Origin of the sequence: Streptomyces sp. NPDC015346 (assembly GCF_043078785.1) — a bacterium.
Classification (GTDB): domain Bacteria; phylum Actinomycetota; class Actinomycetes; order Streptomycetales; family Streptomycetaceae; genus Streptomyces.
This window is the reverse complement of the sequence record NZ_JBIBTW010000007.1, coordinates 260,046-278,162: the sequence shown is the minus strand read 5'-3', so window position 1 is coordinate 278,162 and position 18,117 is coordinate 260,046. Positions and strand designations below refer to the sequence as shown.

Genomic DNA, 18,117 nt, shown 5'->3' with positions numbered 1-18,117 from the left:
TCTGGTCACATGTCCGAACCGACCGGTGCCGCCCGCCGTCGCGGGCCCTTCAAGGTCGGGGACCAGGTCCAGCTCACCGACCCCAAGGGACGCCACTACACGTTCACGCTCGAGGCCGGGAAGAACTTCCACACCCACAAGGGTTCCTTCCCCCACGACGAGCTGATCGGTGCTCCCGAGGGCAGTGTTGTCCGTACCACGGGAAACGTCGCCTACCTCGCGCTGCGCCCCCTGCTCCCCGACTACGTCCTGTCCATGCCCCGCGGCGCCGCCGTGGTCTACCCCAAGGACGCGGGGCAGATCCTGGCCTTCGCCGACATCTTCCCCGGCGCGCGCGTCGTCGAAGCCGGCGTGGGCTCGGGCTCGCTCAGCAGCTTCCTGCTCCGCGCCATCGGCGACAGCGGCATGCTGCACTCCTACGAGCGCCGCGAGGACTTCGCCGAGATCGCCAAGGGGAACGTCGAGCGCTACTTCGGCGGCCCGCACCCCGCCTGGCAGCTGACCGTCGGCGACCTCCAGGACAACCTGTCCGACACCGACGTCGACCGCGTCATCCTCGACATGCTCGCCCCCTGGGAATGCCTGGACGCCGTCTCCAAGGCCCTCGTCCCCGGCGGCATCCTCTGCTGCTACGTGGCGACCACCACCCAGCTCGCGCGCACCGTGGAGTCCATCCGCGAGTTCGGCTGCTACGCCGAGCCGCAGCCCTGGGAATCCATGATCCGCAACTGGCACGTCGAAGGCCTCGCCGTCCGCCCCGACCACCGGATGATCGGCCACACCGGCTTCCTCGTCACCGCCCGCCGCCTCGCCGACGGGGTCGAGCCCCCGATGCGCCGCCGCCGCCCCGCCAAGGGCGCCTACGGCGAGGACTACGAAGGCCCCAACAAGGGCTGACACCCCGACAACGCGAGCGTGCCGCCGCCCAGTTCCCGCCCCACGCCGGAGAACTCGACGGCGGCACCTCCACGTTCGGCGTCTTCACGCCAAAGCCCCGCCCCGTCTTCGCGCCAAAGCCCCGCCCCAGGGCCAGGACTCGGCCCACCCCGACGGTTCCACCCACCTGTGACGTGTGGCACGATGCCCGCAACTCCTTCCGCACCACCCTCACAGGAGACATCCCGCGTGCAGCCCTCCGCCGTCCCGGACCTCGCGCACACCCACGCCCGGCCCGTGCACTGGCTGGCCACCGCGACCGCCATGGCCGCCGTCGTCGCCACCGCCGGCCTGCTGCAACCCGACTCCGCCACCGCCACGGCCGGCGCCACCGGCACGGTCGCCGCCGGAGCCCAGGCCGCCCCCGCCGCCGCACCCGCACCCGACGCCACCACCGCCGACTACCCCCTGGAATGCGCCGGAGCGGCCGACACCGTCGCACGCCAGGCCCGCGGAGACCTCGACGGCGACGGAAACCCCGAAACGGTCGCGGTCGTCCACTGCGAAGCCGGCTCCGGCACACCCCCCAGCGGCATCTACGTCCTCACCCACGGCAAGGACACCACCCCGCGCGTGGTGGCCACCCTCCTGGAGCCCGCCCAGCAGAAGAACGTCGGCGACCTCGCCCTACGCGACGGAGCGATCACCGCCACACTGCTCGGCTACTCCTCCCCGGACGTACCGAGCTGCTGCCCCGACCAACAAGAACGCGTCACCTGGCGCTGGCAGAGCGGCGCCTTCCTCCGCTCCACCCAGACCACCCCCACCGGCACGTAACAGCGCAGCGTACGCGGCACGTCACTCCGCGTCGGGCCCGAAGACCTCCACCCTGTCCGACACCCGCCGGACATGGATGCAGTCGCCCGGGCACTCCTTCGCGGAGTCCACCACATCCTGAAGCAACGGCAACGGCACCGGCGTGGTCGCCCCCGCATCCTGCAGCAGCTCGTCGTCCGCGCTCTTCACATACGCCAGCCCGTCGATGTCCAGCTCGAAGACCTCAGGCGCGTACTGCACACAGATCCCGTCCCCGGTGCAGAGATCCTGGTCGATCCAGACCTCCAGCGCCTCACCGGCGCCCGCCGTCGGAACCTCGTACCGCACGGTCATGTCTCCTGCCGTTCCCGATCGTCGAAAAAGATCGTTCGTCTAAGTCCGGCCAAGCCTGACGGGTGTTGACCACCGACGACGATACAACCGCCCGCTTTCCGATGTTGATGGGTGGGTATTCCCTTGGCGTGAGGGGAAGCGCAAGGGTGAAGATCGGACACACCCCACAGTCTTTGTGATCTAGGGGTTTCAATCACCACCCACGCAGGTAGGGTCAGGAAGCGTCCAGCTCCCCTTGGAGGAGGTGAGGACCGTGGCAGCCCACGACGACGACATCAACCGCGGCATCCGGCCGGGGCGGGGGTCTGAAGACCCCGCCGGCCAGGTTGCCTATCTCGAGCAGGAAATCGCCGTCCTGCGCCGCAAGCTCGCCGACTCTCCGCGTCATACGAGGATTCTCGAAGAGCGGATCGTCGAGCTGCAGACCAACCTGGCCGGCGTGTCCGCACAGAACGAGCGGCTCGCCAACACACTCCGTGAGGCCCGCGACCAGATCGTGGCCCTCAAGGAGGAGGTCGACCGGCTCGCACAGCCGCCGGCCGGCTTCGGTGTCTTCCTGCAGGCCAACGAGGACGGCACATGCGACATCTTCACCGGGGGCCGCAAGCTCCGGGTGAACGTCAGCCCCAGCGTCGAGCTCGACGAGCTCAGGCGCGGCCAGGAAGTCATGCTCAACGAAGCGCTCAACGTGGTCGAGGCCATGGAGTTCGAGCGCGCCGGGGACATCGTCACCCTCAAGGAGATCCTCGAGGACGGCGAGCGCGCCCTGGTGATCGGGCACACCGACGAGGAACGGGTGGTCAGGCTCGCCGAGCCACTGCTGGACATCACCATCCGCCCCGGCGACGCCCTGCTGCTCGAACCCAGGTCCGGCTACGTCTACGAAGTGGTCCCCAAGAGCGAGGTCGAAGAACTCGTCCTCGAAGAGGTCCCCGACGTCGACTACGACAAGATCGGCGGCCTGGGCAACCAGATCGAGCTCATCCGCGACGCGGTCGAGCTGCCCTACCTCTACCCGGACCTCTTCAAAGAGCACGAACTGCGGCCCCCGAAGGGCATCCTGCTCTACGGCCCGCCCGGCTGCGGCAAGACGCTCATCGCCAAGGCCGTCGCCAACTCCCTTGCCAAGAAGGTCGCCGAGGTCACCGGCCAGCCCGCCGGGAAGTCCTACTTCCTGAACATCAAGGGCCCCGAACTCCTCAACAAGTACGTCGGCGAGACCGAGCGGCACATCCGCCTCGTCTTCCAGCGTGCCCGCGAGAAGGCCAGCGAGGGCACCCCCGTCATCGTCTTCTTCGACGAGATGGAATCCCTCTTCCGCACCCGCGGATCCGGAGTCAGCTCGGACGTCGAGAACACCATCGTCCCCCAGCTGCTCGCCGAGATCGACGGAGTGGAGGGCCTGGAGAACGTCATCGTCATCGGCGCCTCCAACCGCGAAGACATGATCGACCCCGCGATCCTGCGACCCGGCCGCCTCGACGTCAAGATCAAGATCGAGCGCCCGGACGCGGAGGCCGCGAAGGACATCTTCGCGAAGTACCTCACGCCCACCCTCCCCCTGCACGCCGACGACCTCTCCGAGCACCACGGCTCGAAGGACGCCGCCGCGCACGCCATGATCCAATCCGTCGTCGAGCAGATGTACGCCGAATCCGAGGAGAACCGCTTCCTCGAGGTCACGTACGCCAACGGCGACAAGGAAGTCCTCTACTTCAAGGACTTCAACTCCGGCGCGATGATCCAGAACATCGTCGACCGGGCCAAGAAGATGGCCATCAAGGCCTTCCTCGACCACAACCAGAAGGGCATCCGCGTCTCCCACCTCCTCCAGGCCTGCGTGGACGAGTTCAAGGAGAACGAGGACCTGCCCAACACCACCAACCCCGACGACTGGGCCCGAATCTCCGGAAAGAAGGGCGAGCGGATCGTCTTCATCCGCACCCTCGTCACCGGAAAGCAAGGCGCGGACACCGGACGCTCCATCGACACGGTGGCAAACACCGGTCAGTACCTGTAAACGCACACCGGCTGCGGATGTCCGGAACCTCGGACATCCGCAGCCGTCGCATTCCAACCCAGCAAAACCTCGAATCGATCTCCCCACCGGCGTGGAGTCGCTCTAGGCTCGTCGGTACTTGTTGCGCCGCACCCGAAGGGGAGCGCCGCCGGGCAAGGAGGGCCGCATGACCGTACGGCGAGTAATGGGCATCGAAACGGAGTACGGAATCTCCGTTCCGGGCCACCCGAACGCCAATGCCATGCTCACCTCGTCCCAGATCGTCAACGCCTACGCGGCGGCGATGCACCGGGCGCGCCGCGCCCGCTGGGATTTCGAGGAGGAGAACCCCCTGCGGGACGCGCGAGGCTTCGACCTCGCCCGCGAGACCGCCGACTCCAGCCAGCTCACCGACGAGGACATCGGCCTGGCCAACGTCATCCTCACCAACGGAGCCCGGCTCTACGTCGACCACGCCCACCCGGAATACAGCGCCCCCGAGGTCACCAACCCCCGCGACGCCGTCCTCTGGGACAAAGCCGGCGAACGGATCATGGCCGAAGCCGCCGAACGAGCCGCCCAGCTCCCCGGCGCCCAGCCCATCCACCTCTACAAGAACAACACCGACAACAAAGGCGCCTCCTACGGCACCCACGAGAACTACCTGATGAAGCGGGAAACCCCCTTCTCGGACATCGTGCGCCACCTCACCCCGTTCTTCGTCTCCCGCCAGGTCGTCACCGGCGCCGGCCGCGTCGGGATCGGCCAGGACGGACGCGAGCACGGCTTCCAGATCAGCCAGCGCGCCGACTACTTCGAGGTCGAGGTCGGCCTGGAGACCACCCTCAAACGGCCCATCATCAACACCCGCGACGAACCCCACGCGGACGCCGAGAAGTACCGCCGACTCCACGTGATCATCGGCGACGCCAACCTCTCGGAGATCTCCACCTACCTCAAGCTGGGCACCACCGCCCTCGTCCTGTCGATGATCGAAGACTCCTTCATCAACGTGGACCTCGCCGTCGACCAGCCCGTACGCACCCTCCACGAGGTCTCCCACGACCCCACGCTCGCCCACCTCGTCACCCTCCGCAGCGGCCGCACACTCACCGCGGTCCAGCTCCAGATGGAGTACTTCGAGCTGGCCAGAAAGTACGTGGAAGAGCGCTTCGGCGCCGACGCCGACGACCAGACCAAGGACGTCCTCGTCCGCTGGGAGGACACCCTCAACCGCCTCGAGAACGACCCGATGAGCCTGGCCGGCGAACTGGACTGGATCGCCAAGCGCGAGCTCATGGAGGGCTACCGGCGCCGCGACGACGTGGAGTGGGACGCCCCCCGGCTCCACCTCGTGGACCTCCAGTACGCCGACGTACGCCCCGACAAGGGCCTGTACAACCGTCTGGCGGCCCGGGGGCGGATGAAGCGCCTCCTGGACGAGACCGAGGTCGAAAGGGCCGAGACCAAGCCCCCAGAGGACACCAGGGCCTATTTCCGAGGCCGCTGCCTGGAGCAGTACGCGGACGACGTGGCCGCGGCCTCATGGGACTCGGTCATCTTCGACCTCCCGGGCCGCGACTCGCTCCAGCGCGTGCCCACCCTGGAGCCCCTGCGAGGCACCAGGAACCACGTGAAGGAACTTCTGGACCGGTGCAGGACGGCGGAAGAACTGGTGCGCGTCCTGTCCGGTGGCTCATGAGGGGCTGAAATGCCCGAGCACTGGGAATCATGGAATGAGGGCCCGGACGTTGTAGAAACTGCGGGGCCGATGTCAGACCTGGCTTGTAGGGTCTGATCTTGAGAAGACCCAACCGAGCGGGCCGATTCGAGCGGGGTGAGGGATATGGCGACCAAGGACACCGGCGGCGGACAGCAGAAGGCGACGCGTTCCACGGAGGAGGTCGAGGAGACCACCACGGAGGAGACCTCCGACCTCAAGGAACGCCAGGAGAAGCTGAGCGACGACGTCGACTCGGTTCTGGACGAGATCGACGACGTCCTTGAGGAGAACGCTGAGGATTTCGTGAGGTCCTTCGTGCAAAAGGGTGGCCAGTAAGGCCATCTGACCTTCGAATCAAAGGCGTGGGGGTGGCGTGGTCGAGGCTAGTGCGTCCACAGGCGTGAAGCATTGTTCGCGATGTCGACGTGCTCTGCCGCGTGCCGCGTTCGCGGGCAACCGCTCGACGCGTGACGGTCTTCAGGCGTACTGCCGGACGTGTCAGGCCGACGAGTACAAGAAGCGCCAGAAGGCGAAGGGGCGGACGGTGCGGGTGAAGGTTCCCGTGCCGTCCGGCCACAAGCGATGTCCTCAGTGCGGGCAGGTCAGGCCGCACGCCGACTGGGAGCGCAACAAGAGCAGCTCCGACGGTTGGGCGAGCTATTGCCGCGAGTGCCGTGCCGAGCGCAACCGGGTCAGCTATTTCAAGCGTAAGTACGGTCTCACTCCGCCAGAGTTGAAGGCGCTGGTCGCGGACCAGCAAGGCGTCTGCTGCATCTGCCTTGCTGCCCCCGCTGAGCATGTGGATCACTGTCACGAGACGGGTAGGGTCCGTGGCGTACTGTGCTTCAGCTGCAACGCAGCATTGGGGCAGTTCAAGGATCGGCCCGATGCCATAAGGCGGGCCGCAGCATACGTGGAGGGACACGCGTGGAAGCCAACACTCGTAGCACCGGGCGTCTACCAGCTGCCTTCCTGACGCCGGGGTCGTCCTCGTTCATGGACTTCCTGTCCGAGCACTCGCCGTCTCTGCTCCCGGGCAACCGGAAGCTGCCCGAGGGGATCGTCGAGGCGCCGCACGGCACCACGATCGTCGCCGTGACCTTCCCCGGCGGGGTCGTGCTCGCCGGTGACCGGCGGGCGACCATGGGGAACATGATCGCGCAGCGCGACATCGAGAAGGTCTTCCCGGCCGACGAGTTCTCGGCCGTGGGGATCGCCGGCACCGCCGGTCTCGCCGTCGAGATGGTGAAGCTCTTCCAGCTGGAGCTGGAGCACTTCGAGAAGGTGGAGGGGACGACCCTCTCCCTGGAGGGCAAGGCGAACCGGCTCTCCACCATGATCCGCGGCAATCTGGGCATGGCCATGCAGGGTCTCGCCGTGGTCCCGCTCTTCGCCGGCTGGGACGAGGCCAAGGAGAAGGGCCGGATCTTCTCGTACGACGTGACCGGCGGCCGCTCCGAGGAGCATGGCTTCGCCGCCACCGGCTCCGGTTCGATCTTCGCCCGGGGCTCCATGAAGAAGCTCTACCGTCCCGACCTGACGGAGGAGCAGGCCACCACGCTGGTGGTGCAGGCCCTGTACGACGCCGCCGACGACGACTCGGCGACCGGTGGCCCGGACCTGTACCGGAAGATCTATCCGATCGTCACCGTCATCACCGACGAGGGCTTCCGCAGGCTCACCGACGAGGAGGCCTCGGCGATCGCCCGCCAGGTGACCGACCGGCGCCTGGAGCAGCCCGACGGTCCGCGCGCCGCCCTGCTCTGACCGCTCGTCTTCCGTAGGACTCAGAAGAAAGGGACGGGTAGCCGGTGTCGACTCCGTTCTACGTCTCACCCCAGCAGGCCATGGCCGACCGGGCCGAGTACGCCCGTAAGGGCATCGCCCGCGGTCGCAGCCTGGTGGTTCTCCAGTACACCGACGGGATCGTGTTCGTCGGTGAGAATCCCTCGCGGGCGCTGCACAAGTTCAGCGAGATCTACGACCGGATCGCCTTCGCGGCGGCCGGCAAGTACAACGAGTACGAGAACCTTCGTATCGGTGGTGTGCGGTACGCCGATCTGCGGGGCTACACCTACGACCGGGACGATGTCACGGCGCGGGGCCTCGCGAACGTCTATGCCCAGACGCTGGGCACGATCTTCTCCAGTGCGGGCGAGAAGCCGTACGAGGTGGAGCTGGTCGTCGCCGAGGTGGGCGAGGAGCCCGAGGGTGACCAGATCTACCGGTTGCCGCACGACGGGTCGATCGTGGACGAGCACGGCTCGGTGGCGGTCGGTGGGAACGCGGAGCAGATCAGCAGCTTCCTCGACCAGCGGCACCGGGACGGGATGTCTCTCGCGGAGGCGCTGAAGCTGGCTGTGCAAGCGCTGTCGCGGGACACGAACGGCAGTGAGCGGGAGATTCCCGCGGAGCGGCTGGAGGTGGCGGTCCTGGATCGCAGGCGTCCGCAGCAGCGGAAGTTCAAGCGGATCGTCGGGCGTCAGCTGGTGCGTCTGCTGGAGGCGGACAACGCGGCGAGCACCAGGACGGACGAGCCGTCGGACGACATCCTGGACGACTTGGACGAGTAGTTTTTGGACGAGTAATTTTGGGCGAATAGTTCTGCGCTCCGGTCCTCCGGAGGGTTCTCGAAGGCCTCGGCCCGCGTGTGCGGGCCGGGGCCTTCGTCGTGTTCTCAGGCGGGTGGCGGGCCGGAGGAGCCGCGGGGCATGAGGGTGACGGGGAGGCCGCCGGGTTCGGGGGTCTGGCCGGCGAGGACGGCGAGCAGGGCTGCCATGCCGCGTTCGCCGATGTGTTCGGCGGGGAGTCGGACGGTGGTGAGTTCGGGTTCGACGGCGGTGGCGAGGGCGAGGTCGTCGAAGCCGGTGACGGAGATGTCCTCGGGGACACGGAGGCCGAGGCGGCGGACGGCTTTGCAGGCTCCGGCGGCCAGGATGTCGTCGTCGCAGATGAGGGCCGTGGGGCGGGGGCCGGGGTCGGTGAGGGCGCGTTCGGTGGCGGCGCGGGCGCCGTGGACGTCGAGGGGGGCGTGGACGGTGCGGACGGAGACGTGGCGCAGTGCGTCGGTGAGGGCGGCGGCTCGTACGTCGAAGGTCCAGGAGGGTACGGCGGAGGCGAGGTGGAGGAAGCGGCGGTGGCCGAGGGCGAGGAGGTGGCTGGTGACCTGGCGCATGCCGTCGGCGATGTCGAGGTTGACGTGTGCGGCGGCGCCGGTGTCGGAGGGGTCGCTGTCGAGCATGACGAGGGGGAGGTCGGTGCCGCGGATGGCTTTGAGGGCGTCGGCGGCCATGGAGGAGGCGATGACGCCGTCGAGGGCGGCGCGGGCGGAGGCGAAGGGGTCCTTGGCGGGGCCGACGCCGGCGGGGGAGGGGTAGAGGACGACGCCGAAGCCGTGGCGGGCGGCGACGGTGGCGGCGCCGGTGTAGACGCGGGCGAAGAACTCGTTGGTGAGGGCGGGTACGACGAGGAGGGCTGTCCTGGTTCGTCCGAGGCGGAGGTTGCGGGCAGCGAGATTCGGCCGGTATCCGAGTTCGGTGGCGGCTCGGCGGACGGTGTCGGCGGTGCGTTCGGAGACGCGGCCGCGCCATTTGTCGCCGAGGACGAGGGAGACGGTGGCCTGGGAGACCCCGGCGAGTCTGGCGACGTCCCGGCTGGTGGGCCGTCCTGCGGCGAGGGGTTCCGGGGTGTGCACGCATGCCTCCGCGAGGGACGGTTCCTGCCCGCGGGGTGGACCCCGGGGATGCGGCCATGGTACGTATGACGCACGACGTTATACGTAAAACCTCGGAGGTGGACACCGGGGGAGAGGAGACCGGCATGGCCAGCGAGGCCAAGGACAGCGGCGGCTATCGCGACATACTCAGGGCGCCGCACGCCCTGCGCCTGCTCACCGGCACTCTCGTCGGCCGCCTCCCCAACGGCACCGGGCCGATCGCGATCGTGCTCTTCGTCCGCTCCGAAGGCGGCAGCTACAGCCTGGCCGGAGGCCTCACCGCGGCCTACGGCATCGCCACCGCCGTCGGTCAGCCGCTCCTCGGCCGCGCGGTCGACCTCAAGGGCCAGCCGCGCGTCCAGCTGCCCGCCGCGCTCGTCTCCGCGCTCGGCATGATCGCCCTCGCGGTGGCCGGAATCAGCCCCCTGGTCCTGGCCTACGCGGCGGTCGTCGTCGCGGGACTCTTCACCCCGCCCCTCGAAGGCGGACTGCGCGCTCTGTGGCCGAGCGTGCTCGGCCGTGAGGACCGGGTCCACCGGGCCTACGCCCTGGACGCCGTCGCCCAGGAGGTGATGTTCACGGTCGGCCCCCTGCTGGTCACCCTTCTGGTCGCACTCTGGTCGCCGGCCGCCGCCCTGCTGGTCATCAACGTCCTCGGCGTCCTCGGCGCGCTCTCCGTGGTCCTGTCCGAGCCTTCGCGCGCGTGGCGGTCGGACCCGCGTGAGGCCCACTGGCTAGGCGCTCTGCGCTCCCCGGGCCTCCTGGCGCTGCTCGGCTCGTTCTTCTTCGTCGGGCTCGCGCTCGGCTCCATCACGGTGGCCGGCCTCGCCTACGCCGACGACCGGGGCAACGAGGCCGCGTACGGCTGGCTGATGGCCGCCCTCGGGCTCGGCGCGCTCGTCGGCGGTGTCCTCTACGGAGCCCGCCGGTGGGCGGGCGCTCCCGAGCGGCGGCTGCGGGTCATCGTGGGGCTGCTCGCGCTCGGCTATCTGCCGTTGATGCTCACTCCCGGTGTCGGTGCGATGACCGCGCTCGCCGCGCTCTCCGGGGTCTTCCTCGCGCCGGCGCTGGCCTGCGGGTTCATCGTCGTGGACCGGCACGCCCCCACGGGTACCGTCACCGAGGCCTTCTCCTGGCTGGTCACGACCTTCGGTGTCGGGGCCGCTCTCGGCTCGGCGGTCGCGGGCCCGGCGGTCGAACTCGCCGGAACCACGGCGGGCTTCGCGGCCGCCTCGGCGGGGGGTTTCGTGGCCCTGCTGGTGCTCCTGGCGACCGGGCGGGTCCTCATGGTCCCGGGCCGCGGTGTGCGACACGCCGTCAGCGTGGCCGTGCCCGGCGTCGCGCACACCGAAAAGAACACGCGCTCATCGGAAAATGATCGAAACGGGGCCGTCGAACCCGGTTTCAGCGCACGCCTTCAGGCGTAATGTTCAGACATGGACCGCCGCATTTTCGGGCTGGAGAACGAGTACGGCGTCACGTGCACGTTCAGGGGACAGCGCCGACTGTCTCCTGACGAAGTGGCGCGCTACCTCTTCCGCCGTGTCGTGTCATGGGGCCGCAGCAGCAATGTCTTCCTGCGGAACGGCGCCCGCCTGTACCTGGACGTGGGTTCGCATCCGGAATACGCAACTCCCGAATGCGACAACGTGGCCGAACTGGTCACGCACGACAAGGCCGGGGAGCGCATTCTCGAAGGCCTGCTCGTCGACGCCGAACGCCGCCTGCACGAGGAGGGAATCGCGGGCGACGTCTACCTCTTCAAGAACAACACCGACTCGGCCGGAAACTCCTACGGCTGCCACGAGAACTATCTCGTCGCCCGCCACGGAGAGTTCTCCCGGCTCGCGGACATCCTCATTCCCTTCCTCGTCACCCGGCAGCTCATCTGCGGCGCCGGAAAGGTGCTCCAGACCCCGCGTGGCGCCGTGTACTGCGTCTCCCAGCGTGCCGAGCACATCTGGGAGGGCGTCAGCTCGGCCACCACCCGCTCCCGGCCCATCATCAACACCCGAGACGAGCCGCACGCCGACGCGGAGCGCTATCGCCGGCTGCATGTCATCGTCGGCGACTCGAACATGTCGGAGACGACCATGCTGCTGAAGGTCGGCGCCACCGACCTCGTGCTGCGCATGATCGAGGCCGGCACGGTGATGCGTGACCTGACCCTGGAGAACCCGATCCGGGCGATCCGCGAGGTCAGCCACGACATCACCGGCCAGCGCAAGGTCCGCCTCGCCAGCGGGCGTGAGGCCTCCGCCCTGGAGGTCCAGCGCGAGTACTACGAGAAGGCGGCGGACTTCGTCGACCGCCGCGGTATCCGTACGGGCACGGTCGCCCAGGTCCTGGAGCTGTGGGGCCGGACCCTGGACGCCATCGAGGCCGAGGACCTGGACCGTATCGGCACCGAGATCGACTGGGTCATGAAGTACAAGCTCATCGAGCGGTACCGGGCGAAGAACAACATGACCATGTCGCACCCGCGGGTCGCCCAGATAGACCTCGCGTACCACGACATCCACCGCCGCCGCGGGCTCTACTACCTCCTCGAGAAGAAGGGCCAGGCCGCCCGGATCTGCAACGACCTGAAGATCTTCGAGGGCAAGTCCGTGCCCCCGCAGACCACCAGGGCGCGACTGCGCGGCGACTTCATCCGCCGCGCCCAGGAGCAGCGGCGGGACTTCACCGTCGACTGGGTCCACCTCAAGCTCAACGACCAGGCGCAGCGCACGGTGTTGTGCAAGGACCCCTTCCGGTCGGTGGACGACCGGGTGGAGAAGCTGATCGCCGGGATGTAGGCCGGCGGCGTGAGCGGTGCGGGCCCCGCGCGTTCTTCGCGCGGGGCCTTCGGCACGCCCTGGGCCCGCGAGCCGGGCGGGATCCTGGGCACACCCCCTAGAGTGTCGGGCAACTACTGTGCCGTCTGAGATCTGAGGAACACGTGCGCCGACTTGCCGGCCTACTTGTCGTCCCGCTGCTGCTGCTCTCGACAGCGGCCTGCGGCAGCGACGACAAGGGCTCCGATTCCGCCTCGATGACGAACGGGCTCCCCGCCATCACCGCGGGTGCGAAGTTCGGAGAGAAGCCCACCCTGGCGAAGGGAGAGGGGGACCCGCCGAAGGAGCTCAAGGTCAATGTGATCAGCAAGGGCGACGGCGCGGTCACGAAGAAGGGCGACGCGCTCCAGGTGAACTACCTGGGCCAGGCCTGGGACTCGGACAAGCCCTTCGACAACAGCTTCGACCGTGGGCAGCCGTTCGACCTGACCCTCGGCGCCGGCCAGGTCATCAAGGGCTGGGACCAGGGCCTGGAGGGCCAGAAGGTCGGCAGCCGCATCGAGATCGGCATTCCGCCGGAGCTCGGGTACGGAGCGCAGGGCCAGGGTGACATCAAGCCGAACGCCACCCTCGTCTTCGTCGTGGACATCCTGAAGTCGACGACGATCCCGAAGTCCGCCGAGGGCACCGAGGTCGCCCAGGACAACAAGGACCTGCCGAAGGTCGGTACGAACACCGACGGCAAGGCTCCCTCGCTGACCGTCCCGAAGGTCGACCCGCCGGCCAAGCTCGTCTCCAGCTATGTGCTGGAGTCCAAGGGCGAGGCCGTCAAGGGCACCGACACGGTCGTCGTGAACTACGTGGCGGCGCTGTGGAAGGACGGGAAGGTCTTCGACTCCACGTACGCGACGGGCAAGACCGCGAACTTCCCGCTGGCGCAGCTGACGCTGAAGGGGCTGAAGGACGGCATCACCGGCAAGAAGGTCGGCAGCCGCATCCTGATCGTCGCTCCGCCGTCGGAGGCCTTCGGCGACCAGGAGAAGCAGGGCATCCCGAAGAACTCCACACTGGTGTTCGCCGTGGACATCCTCGCGAAGATGTAAGACTGTCCCGTTCGCGTAGTTAATTCGCGTAGTTCATCGGTATGAGGAGCAGTTCAGTGAGCATCGAGAAGCCCGAGGTCGACTTCCCGGGTGGCGAGCCGCCGAAGGACCTGGAGATCAAGGACATCTGGGAGGGCGACGGCGAGGTCGCCGGGGCCGGCGACTTCGTCAAGGTCCACTACGTGGGTGTGGCCTTCTCCACGGGTGAGGAGTTCGACGCCTCCTGGAACCGCGGCAGCGCTCTGGACTTCCAGCTCGGTGTCGGCCAGGTCATCAAGGGCTGGGACCAGGGCGTGCAGGGCATGAAGGTGGGTGGCCGCCGTCAGCTGGTCATCCCCGCGCACCTCGCGTACGGAGACCGTGGCGCGGGCAGCGCCATCGCGCCGGGCGAGACCCTGATCTTCGTCTGCGACCTGGTGGGCGTCACCAAGAAGCGCTGACCGTTTCTGGCCCACGAAGGGCCCATACCGACCCCCGGACCTGGTCCGGGGGTCGGTATGGGCCCTCGGCTTTTGTCTCGACACCCCGGGGCGGTACGGTCGGACGTCCGAGAAGTCAATCCGGCAGAAGAGGTGCGGGGCGTCGATGGCGATTGCCAAGGCCGAGCGGCTGATGAACCTGGCGCTGTGTCTGCTCGGAACCCGCCGCCCGCTGAGCAAGCGAGAGCTCCGCGGCTCCATCGAGGCGTATCTGGAAGCGGGAGCCGACGACGCCTTCAACCGGATGTTCGAGCGCGACAAGGACGATCTGCGCGAGCTCGGCCTGGTCATCGAGACCGTCGAGAACCTGGACGGCGAGACCGGCTATCTGGCCCGCCGGGACTCCAACCGTCTTCCGCCGATCACGCTCGACGCGGAGGAGGCCGCCGCGCTGGGCCTGGCCGCCAAGGTCTGGCAGCAGGCCCGTCTCGCGGGCGCGGCCAGCGGCGCCCTGCAGAAGCTCCGCGCCGCGGGCATGCCCGAGGCCGAGGACTCCTACGACGTCCAGCCCAGCGCGCTCGAGCCGCGGATCCCGGTCCACGAGGCCGCCTTCGAGCCTCTGATGCTGGCCTGCCGTGACCGGCGCCCCGTCGTCTTCGACTACCGCAAGGCCACCGCCGCCCGTCCCGAAACCCGCCAGGTCGAGCCGTGGACGCTGGAGTGCTGGCGCGGCCACTGGTACCTGGCCGGATGGGACCGTGACCGGGGTGCGGAGCGTGTCTTCCGGCTCTCCCGTATCACCGGCAAGGTCCGCTCCCGCGCCGGAGCGTTCACCGCCCCCGTGCCCGACGCCGTCACCGTCCGCGAGACCGTCGAGAGCTGGGCGGGGGAGACCGCCACCCGCTCCGCGCGGATCCGGCTGCGGGCCGGCTGCGGCTATCCACTGCGGGCCCGCGCGCAGTCCGTGACGGAGGGCGCGGACGGCTGGGACGAGCTGGAGATCCCGTACGGCCACGGCCTGGACGCCTGGCTCGTGGAGTTCGGGCCCGACGTGGTCGTACTGGAGCCCGCGGATCTGCGGGCCGACGTGGTGGACCGGCTGCGCGCCGTGGCCAAGGGCTGAAGGGAAGACGTACGGCATGGCTGCGAACGCGATCGACCAGACGAGGCGGATGCTGTCCCTCGTCACCTACCTCCGGGAACGGCCGGGCGCCCACGTCGCCGATGTGGCGCGTGCCTTCGGGATCACCGAGGACGAGCTGATCTCGGACCTCGACGTGCTGCCGATGTGCGGTACGAGCTTCCGCGGCGGCGATCTGCTCGACATCGACACCGACGGCGACCGGATCTGGTGGCGCAACCCCGGCGCCCTCGGTGCCGACGCGGCGGAGCCGCTGCGTCTCGCCGCCGACGAGGCGACCGCCCTGCTGGTCGCCGCGCGGGCCGTCGCCACGCTGCCCGGGCTGCGTGAGGGCGACCGTGAGGCGCTGCTGCGGGCCACCGCCAAGCTGGAGGCGGCGGCGGGCGAGGCGGCGGGGGCCAGCTCCCGGCTGTCGGTCACCTTCGAGTCCGAGGGTGGTGTCTTCGCCGAGGTGGACCGGGCGATCTCGGAGCGCCGGCGGCTGTGGCTGCGCTACTACTCGCCCGCCCGCGACGAGCTGACCGAGCGCGAGGTGGACCCGATCCGTCTCTTCGCGGTGGGCCACACCTACATGGAGGCGTGGTGCCGGCTCTCCGAGGCGCGGCGCACCTTCCGTCTCGACCGGGTGGCGGAGATCCGGATCCTGGACGAGCCCGCCGCGCCGCCGGAGATCGAGCTGCGGGACCTGTCGGAAGGGCTCGTCCAGCCGTCGGCGGAGGACCCGGAGGTCGTGGTGGAGGTCGGTCCCGGCGGTCGCTGGGTCGCCGAGTACTACCCGCACGACCGCGCCGACGAGCTGCCCGACGGCGGTCTGCGCATCACGCTGCGGACGCCCGACCCGACCTCGCTGCGGCGCCTGGCGCTGCGGCTCGGCAGCGACGGACGCATCGTCTCCCCGCAGGGCCTCGCGGACAGCGCGCGAGAGGCCGCGACCGCCGCTCTCGCCGCCTACGACGGCCAGGAGTGACCCCGGGGGCCGGTGGAATGTGACATTCCACGGCCGGGCGGCGCTGTTGCCTATGGAGTCGACGGATGTGCGGGGCCCGGAGACGCGAGTGCGCGAGTCGAGAGAGATGAGGGAAATGTCCGTGATGCACGGAATGCCGGCGGCGATCGCCCCGGTCTTCTTCAAGGCCTCCTGCCCCGACTGCCGCGCCCGTTTCGAACTCTCCGCCTCCGCCCTGCGCCTCGCGATCGGCGCCAGCCGCCGAACGACCTTCTACTCCTTCACCTGCCCCGAGTGCGGCAGCGCCGTGCGCAAGCCCGCCGGCGAGCGCATCGTCGAACTCCTCACCGGCGGCGGCGTACGCACCCTGCGCCTGCACTCCACCGTCTGAGGATCCGGCGGCCGTCGGCGGATCCGCATCCGTCCGGGGGTCCGGGAGCTCCACGGCGACCGCGCAACGTCTAGGCTCGGCACATGTTCTGGCCCATGCTCGCCATCGCTCTCGGATTCCTCGGCATCGCCGTCCTCGGCGTCCTCGGCATCAAGGTCTTCCTGGAGGCCCAGCGGCTCGGCCGTCAAGTGGCCCACACCGCCGAACGCGTCAACCGCGCGGCCGAGGACCTCGAAAAGGCGGCCGAAGATCTGGCTCGAACCGGCGACGCGTTGCGCTGAGTCCGTGCCGTACGCTGCTGGAAGCGGCGATGGGAGGGGTGCGCGGGCCGCAATCGCGAGTATGCACAGGCATTGCCCTGCGTTTACTCCTGCGGGTTACGATCGCAGACAGCGCGGTGGCCGGACGCATGTCCGACCCGCCGGGCAACGCACTCCATGTCGCCTCGGTGAAGAAGGTAAACAGCTATGGGTAGGCTCGGCCCCACCGAGATCATTCTCATCCTCGTCGTCATCATCCTGCTGTTCGGCGCCAAGAAGCTCCCGGACATGGCCCGTTCGCTGGGCAAGTCGGCCCGCATCCTCAAGAGCGAGGCCAAGGCGATGAAGTCCGACGACCAGCAGAGCGCCCCCGCCGACCCCCCGCAGCCCGGCACCCCGGACCAGGCCGCCCCGCGCACCATCCAGGCCGCGCCCGGAGACGTGAGCAGCTCGCGTCCCGTGACCGAGCCCTCCGACACCACCAAGCGCTGACCCGGTCCGCCGCGGCCGCCGCGCCGAGCGGCGGCTGCCGCACGAGATGAGGACGTGGGTTGCTCAAGTCTGCCCGCAAGCAGGAGAAGGATCCCGAGGGCCGGATGCCCCTCGTGGAACACCTGCGTGAGCTTCGCAACCGTATGGCGAAAGGCCTGCTGGCCATCGCCGCGGTCACCGTCGTGGCCCTCGTGTACAGCGAGGAGCTGATGCAGTTCCTGACGAAGTCGGTGCCCAAGTGCGGGCCCGACGTCACCAGCGACGGTGGAAACTGCGCGATCGTCTCCTTCAACACGCTGATCGCCCCCTTCAGCACGACGATCCAGGTCAGCCTCGTGACCGGCCTCGTCGTCGCCAGCCCGATCTGGCTGTACCAGCTGTGGGCCTTCATCGCGCCCGGCCTGCACAAGAGCGAGAAGAAGTACACGTACGCCTTCGTCGGCGCGGCGGTCCCGCTGTTCTCCGCCGGCGCCTACCTCGCGTACCTCATCCTTCCCATCAGCGTGAAGGTGCTGATCAGCCTCACGCCCGGCGGCTCGGCGAACATCCTGTCCCTCGGTGACGTCCTCGACTTCACCCTGCGCATGGTCCTCGTCTTCGGCCTCGCCTTCGAGCTGCCGCTCGTCCTGGTGATGCTGAACCTCACCGGCGTCCTCACCGGCCGCCGGATGGCCGGCTGGTGGCGCGGCGTGATCATGGGTGTCTTCGTCTTCGGCGCCCTCATCACCCCCACCACGGACCCCGTCGGCATGCTGGCACTCGCCGGGCCGATCACCGTCCTGTACTTCGCCGCCGTCGGCTTCTCGCTCATCAACGACCGACGCCGCGCGCGCAACAATCCCGACGCCGAGCTCGACGACGACGAGGCCTCACGCCTCGACCTCACCCCCGAGACCGTCGGAGCCGTCGAACCGGTCGGCGCGCCCCGCGCCCTGCCCGAGCAGGCCACCGGCGAAGCCGAGGGCAGCAGGGCGCTGCGACCGGGCGGATACGACGACATCACCTGATCTCGCAGGGTCCCCGCCCCCCAGGCCCGGCCGCTCGCGCGCTCCCGGACGCCGGATTCTCAGCGGTCGTTAAAGATCGCGTCACTGTCGGAGGGGGC

Annotated in this window: 20 protein-coding genes; 18 read left to right on the top strand and 2 right to left on the bottom strand. The window is 69.0% G+C overall.

Annotated elements, in window-relative coordinates; all coding sequences use genetic code 11:
• The first annotated feature begins 9 nt into the window (after positions 1 to 9).
• On the top strand, positions 10 to 897 hold the full coding sequence (locus ACF06X_RS25705; RefSeq protein WP_356896970.1) for a tRNA (adenine-N1)-methyltransferase: 888 nt from the start codon (positions 10 to 12) through the stop codon (positions 895 to 897).
• Between the two features lie 228 nt (positions 898 to 1,125).
• Complete coding sequence (locus tag ACF06X_RS25700; protein ID WP_392289649.1) at positions 1,126 to 1,713, top strand: hypothetical protein; 588 nt, start codon at positions 1,126 to 1,128, stop codon at positions 1,711 to 1,713.
• A 21-nt stretch (positions 1,714 to 1,734) separates the two neighbouring features.
• Here ACF06X_RS25700 and ACF06X_RS25695 read toward each other — a convergent pair whose 3' ends face one another.
• Positions 1,735 to 2,046, bottom strand: coding sequence for a ferredoxin (locus ACF06X_RS25695; RefSeq protein WP_392289648.1), 312 nt, complete (start codon positions 2,044 to 2,046; stop codon positions 1,735 to 1,737).
• 253 nt (positions 2,047 to 2,299) lie between these two features.
• Between ACF06X_RS25695 and arc the strand changes: the two genes are divergently transcribed.
• The 6 genes from arc (at position 2,300) to prcA (ending at position 8,341) form a co-directional block, all read left to right on the top strand.
• Complete coding sequence (gene arc, locus ACF06X_RS25690) at positions 2,300 to 4,066, top strand: proteasome ATPase (RefSeq protein WP_392289647.1); 1,767 nt, start codon at positions 2,300 to 2,302, stop codon at positions 4,064 to 4,066.
• Between the two features lie 166 nt (positions 4,067 to 4,232).
• Positions 4,233 to 5,747, top strand: a complete 1,515-nt coding sequence (gene dop, locus ACF06X_RS25685; protein WP_392289646.1) for a depupylase/deamidase Dop — start codon at positions 4,233 to 4,235, stop codon at positions 5,745 to 5,747.
• 144 nt (positions 5,748 to 5,891) lie between these two features.
• A complete protein-coding gene (locus tag ACF06X_RS25680; protein WP_392289645.1) occupies positions 5,892 to 6,104 on the top strand; it encodes a ubiquitin-like protein Pup in 213 nt (70 codons plus the stop codon).
• Between the two features lie 37 nt (positions 6,105 to 6,141).
• The gene (locus tag ACF06X_RS25675) at positions 6,142 to 6,744 is read left to right on the top strand and encodes an endonuclease domain-containing protein (protein WP_392289644.1); all 603 of its coding nucleotides are present in this window, start codon (positions 6,142 to 6,144) and stop codon (positions 6,742 to 6,744) included.
• On the top strand, positions 6,696 to 7,535 hold the full coding sequence (gene prcB, locus ACF06X_RS25670) for a proteasome subunit beta (RefSeq protein WP_392289643.1): 840 nt from the start codon (positions 6,696 to 6,698) through the stop codon (positions 7,533 to 7,535). Before ACF06X_RS25675 ends, prcB begins: the two co-directional genes overlap by 49 nt.
• A gap of 44 nt (positions 7,536 to 7,579) precedes the next feature.
• Complete coding sequence (prcA, locus tag ACF06X_RS25665; protein WP_392289642.1) at positions 7,580 to 8,341, top strand: proteasome subunit alpha; 762 nt, start codon at positions 7,580 to 7,582, stop codon at positions 8,339 to 8,341.
• Positions 8,342 to 8,445: 104 nt separating this feature from the next.
• On the opposite strand, the gene ACF06X_RS25660 is transcribed toward prcA, so the two are convergent.
• Positions 8,446 to 9,462, bottom strand: a complete 1,017-nt coding sequence (locus ACF06X_RS25660; RefSeq protein ID WP_392289641.1) for a LacI family DNA-binding transcriptional regulator — start codon at positions 9,460 to 9,462, stop codon at positions 8,446 to 8,448.
• 125 nt (positions 9,463 to 9,587) lie between these two features.
• Between ACF06X_RS25660 and ACF06X_RS25655 the strand changes: the two genes are divergently transcribed.
• From ACF06X_RS25655 to tatC, 10 genes are all read left to right on the top strand, one after another.
• Positions 9,588 to 10,910 (top strand): MFS transporter, encoded by a 1,323-nt coding sequence (locus tag ACF06X_RS25655; RefSeq protein WP_392289640.1) that lies wholly within the window; start codon positions 9,588 to 9,590, stop codon positions 10,908 to 10,910.
• A 9-nt stretch (positions 10,911 to 10,919) separates the two neighbouring features.
• A complete protein-coding gene (gene pafA / locus ACF06X_RS25650; protein WP_392289639.1) occupies positions 10,920 to 12,281 on the top strand; it encodes a Pup--protein ligase in 1,362 nt (453 codons plus the stop codon).
• A gap of 143 nt (positions 12,282 to 12,424) precedes the next feature.
• On the top strand, positions 12,425 to 13,363 hold the full coding sequence (locus ACF06X_RS25645; RefSeq protein WP_392289638.1) for an FKBP-type peptidyl-prolyl cis-trans isomerase: 939 nt from the start codon (positions 12,425 to 12,427) through the stop codon (positions 13,361 to 13,363).
• A gap of 56 nt (positions 13,364 to 13,419) precedes the next feature.
• The gene (locus ACF06X_RS25640; protein ID WP_392289637.1) at positions 13,420 to 13,803 is read left to right on the top strand and encodes an FKBP-type peptidyl-prolyl cis-trans isomerase; all 384 of its coding nucleotides are present in this window, start codon (positions 13,420 to 13,422) and stop codon (positions 13,801 to 13,803) included.
• A gap of 145 nt (positions 13,804 to 13,948) precedes the next feature.
• Entirely contained in the window at positions 13,949 to 14,905 is a 957-nt protein-coding gene (locus ACF06X_RS25635; RefSeq protein ID WP_392289636.1) for a helix-turn-helix transcriptional regulator, read from the top strand.
• 16 nt (positions 14,906 to 14,921) lie between these two features.
• Complete coding sequence (locus tag ACF06X_RS25630; RefSeq protein WP_392289635.1) at positions 14,922 to 15,890, top strand: helix-turn-helix transcriptional regulator; 969 nt, start codon at positions 14,922 to 14,924, stop codon at positions 15,888 to 15,890.
• A 115-nt stretch (positions 15,891 to 16,005) separates the two neighbouring features.
• Positions 16,006 to 16,260: a hypothetical protein gene (locus ACF06X_RS25625; RefSeq protein ID WP_392289634.1), complete on the top strand. Its 255-nt coding sequence runs from the start codon at positions 16,006 to 16,008 to the stop codon at positions 16,258 to 16,260.
• Between the two features lie 83 nt (positions 16,261 to 16,343).
• Entirely contained in the window at positions 16,344 to 16,541 is a 198-nt protein-coding gene (locus tag ACF06X_RS25620) for a hypothetical protein (protein WP_392289633.1), read from the top strand.
• Positions 16,542 to 16,727: 186 nt separating this feature from the next.
• Complete coding sequence (gene tatA, locus ACF06X_RS25615) at positions 16,728 to 17,012, top strand: Sec-independent protein translocase subunit TatA (protein ID WP_158985667.1); 285 nt, start codon at positions 16,728 to 16,730, stop codon at positions 17,010 to 17,012.
• A 104-nt stretch (positions 17,013 to 17,116) separates the two neighbouring features.
• Positions 17,117 to 18,019: a twin-arginine translocase subunit TatC gene (tatC, locus tag ACF06X_RS25610; protein ID WP_392289786.1), complete on the top strand. Its 903-nt coding sequence runs from the start codon at positions 17,117 to 17,119 to the stop codon at positions 18,017 to 18,019.
• Positions 18,020 to 18,117 lie beyond the last annotated feature (98 nt).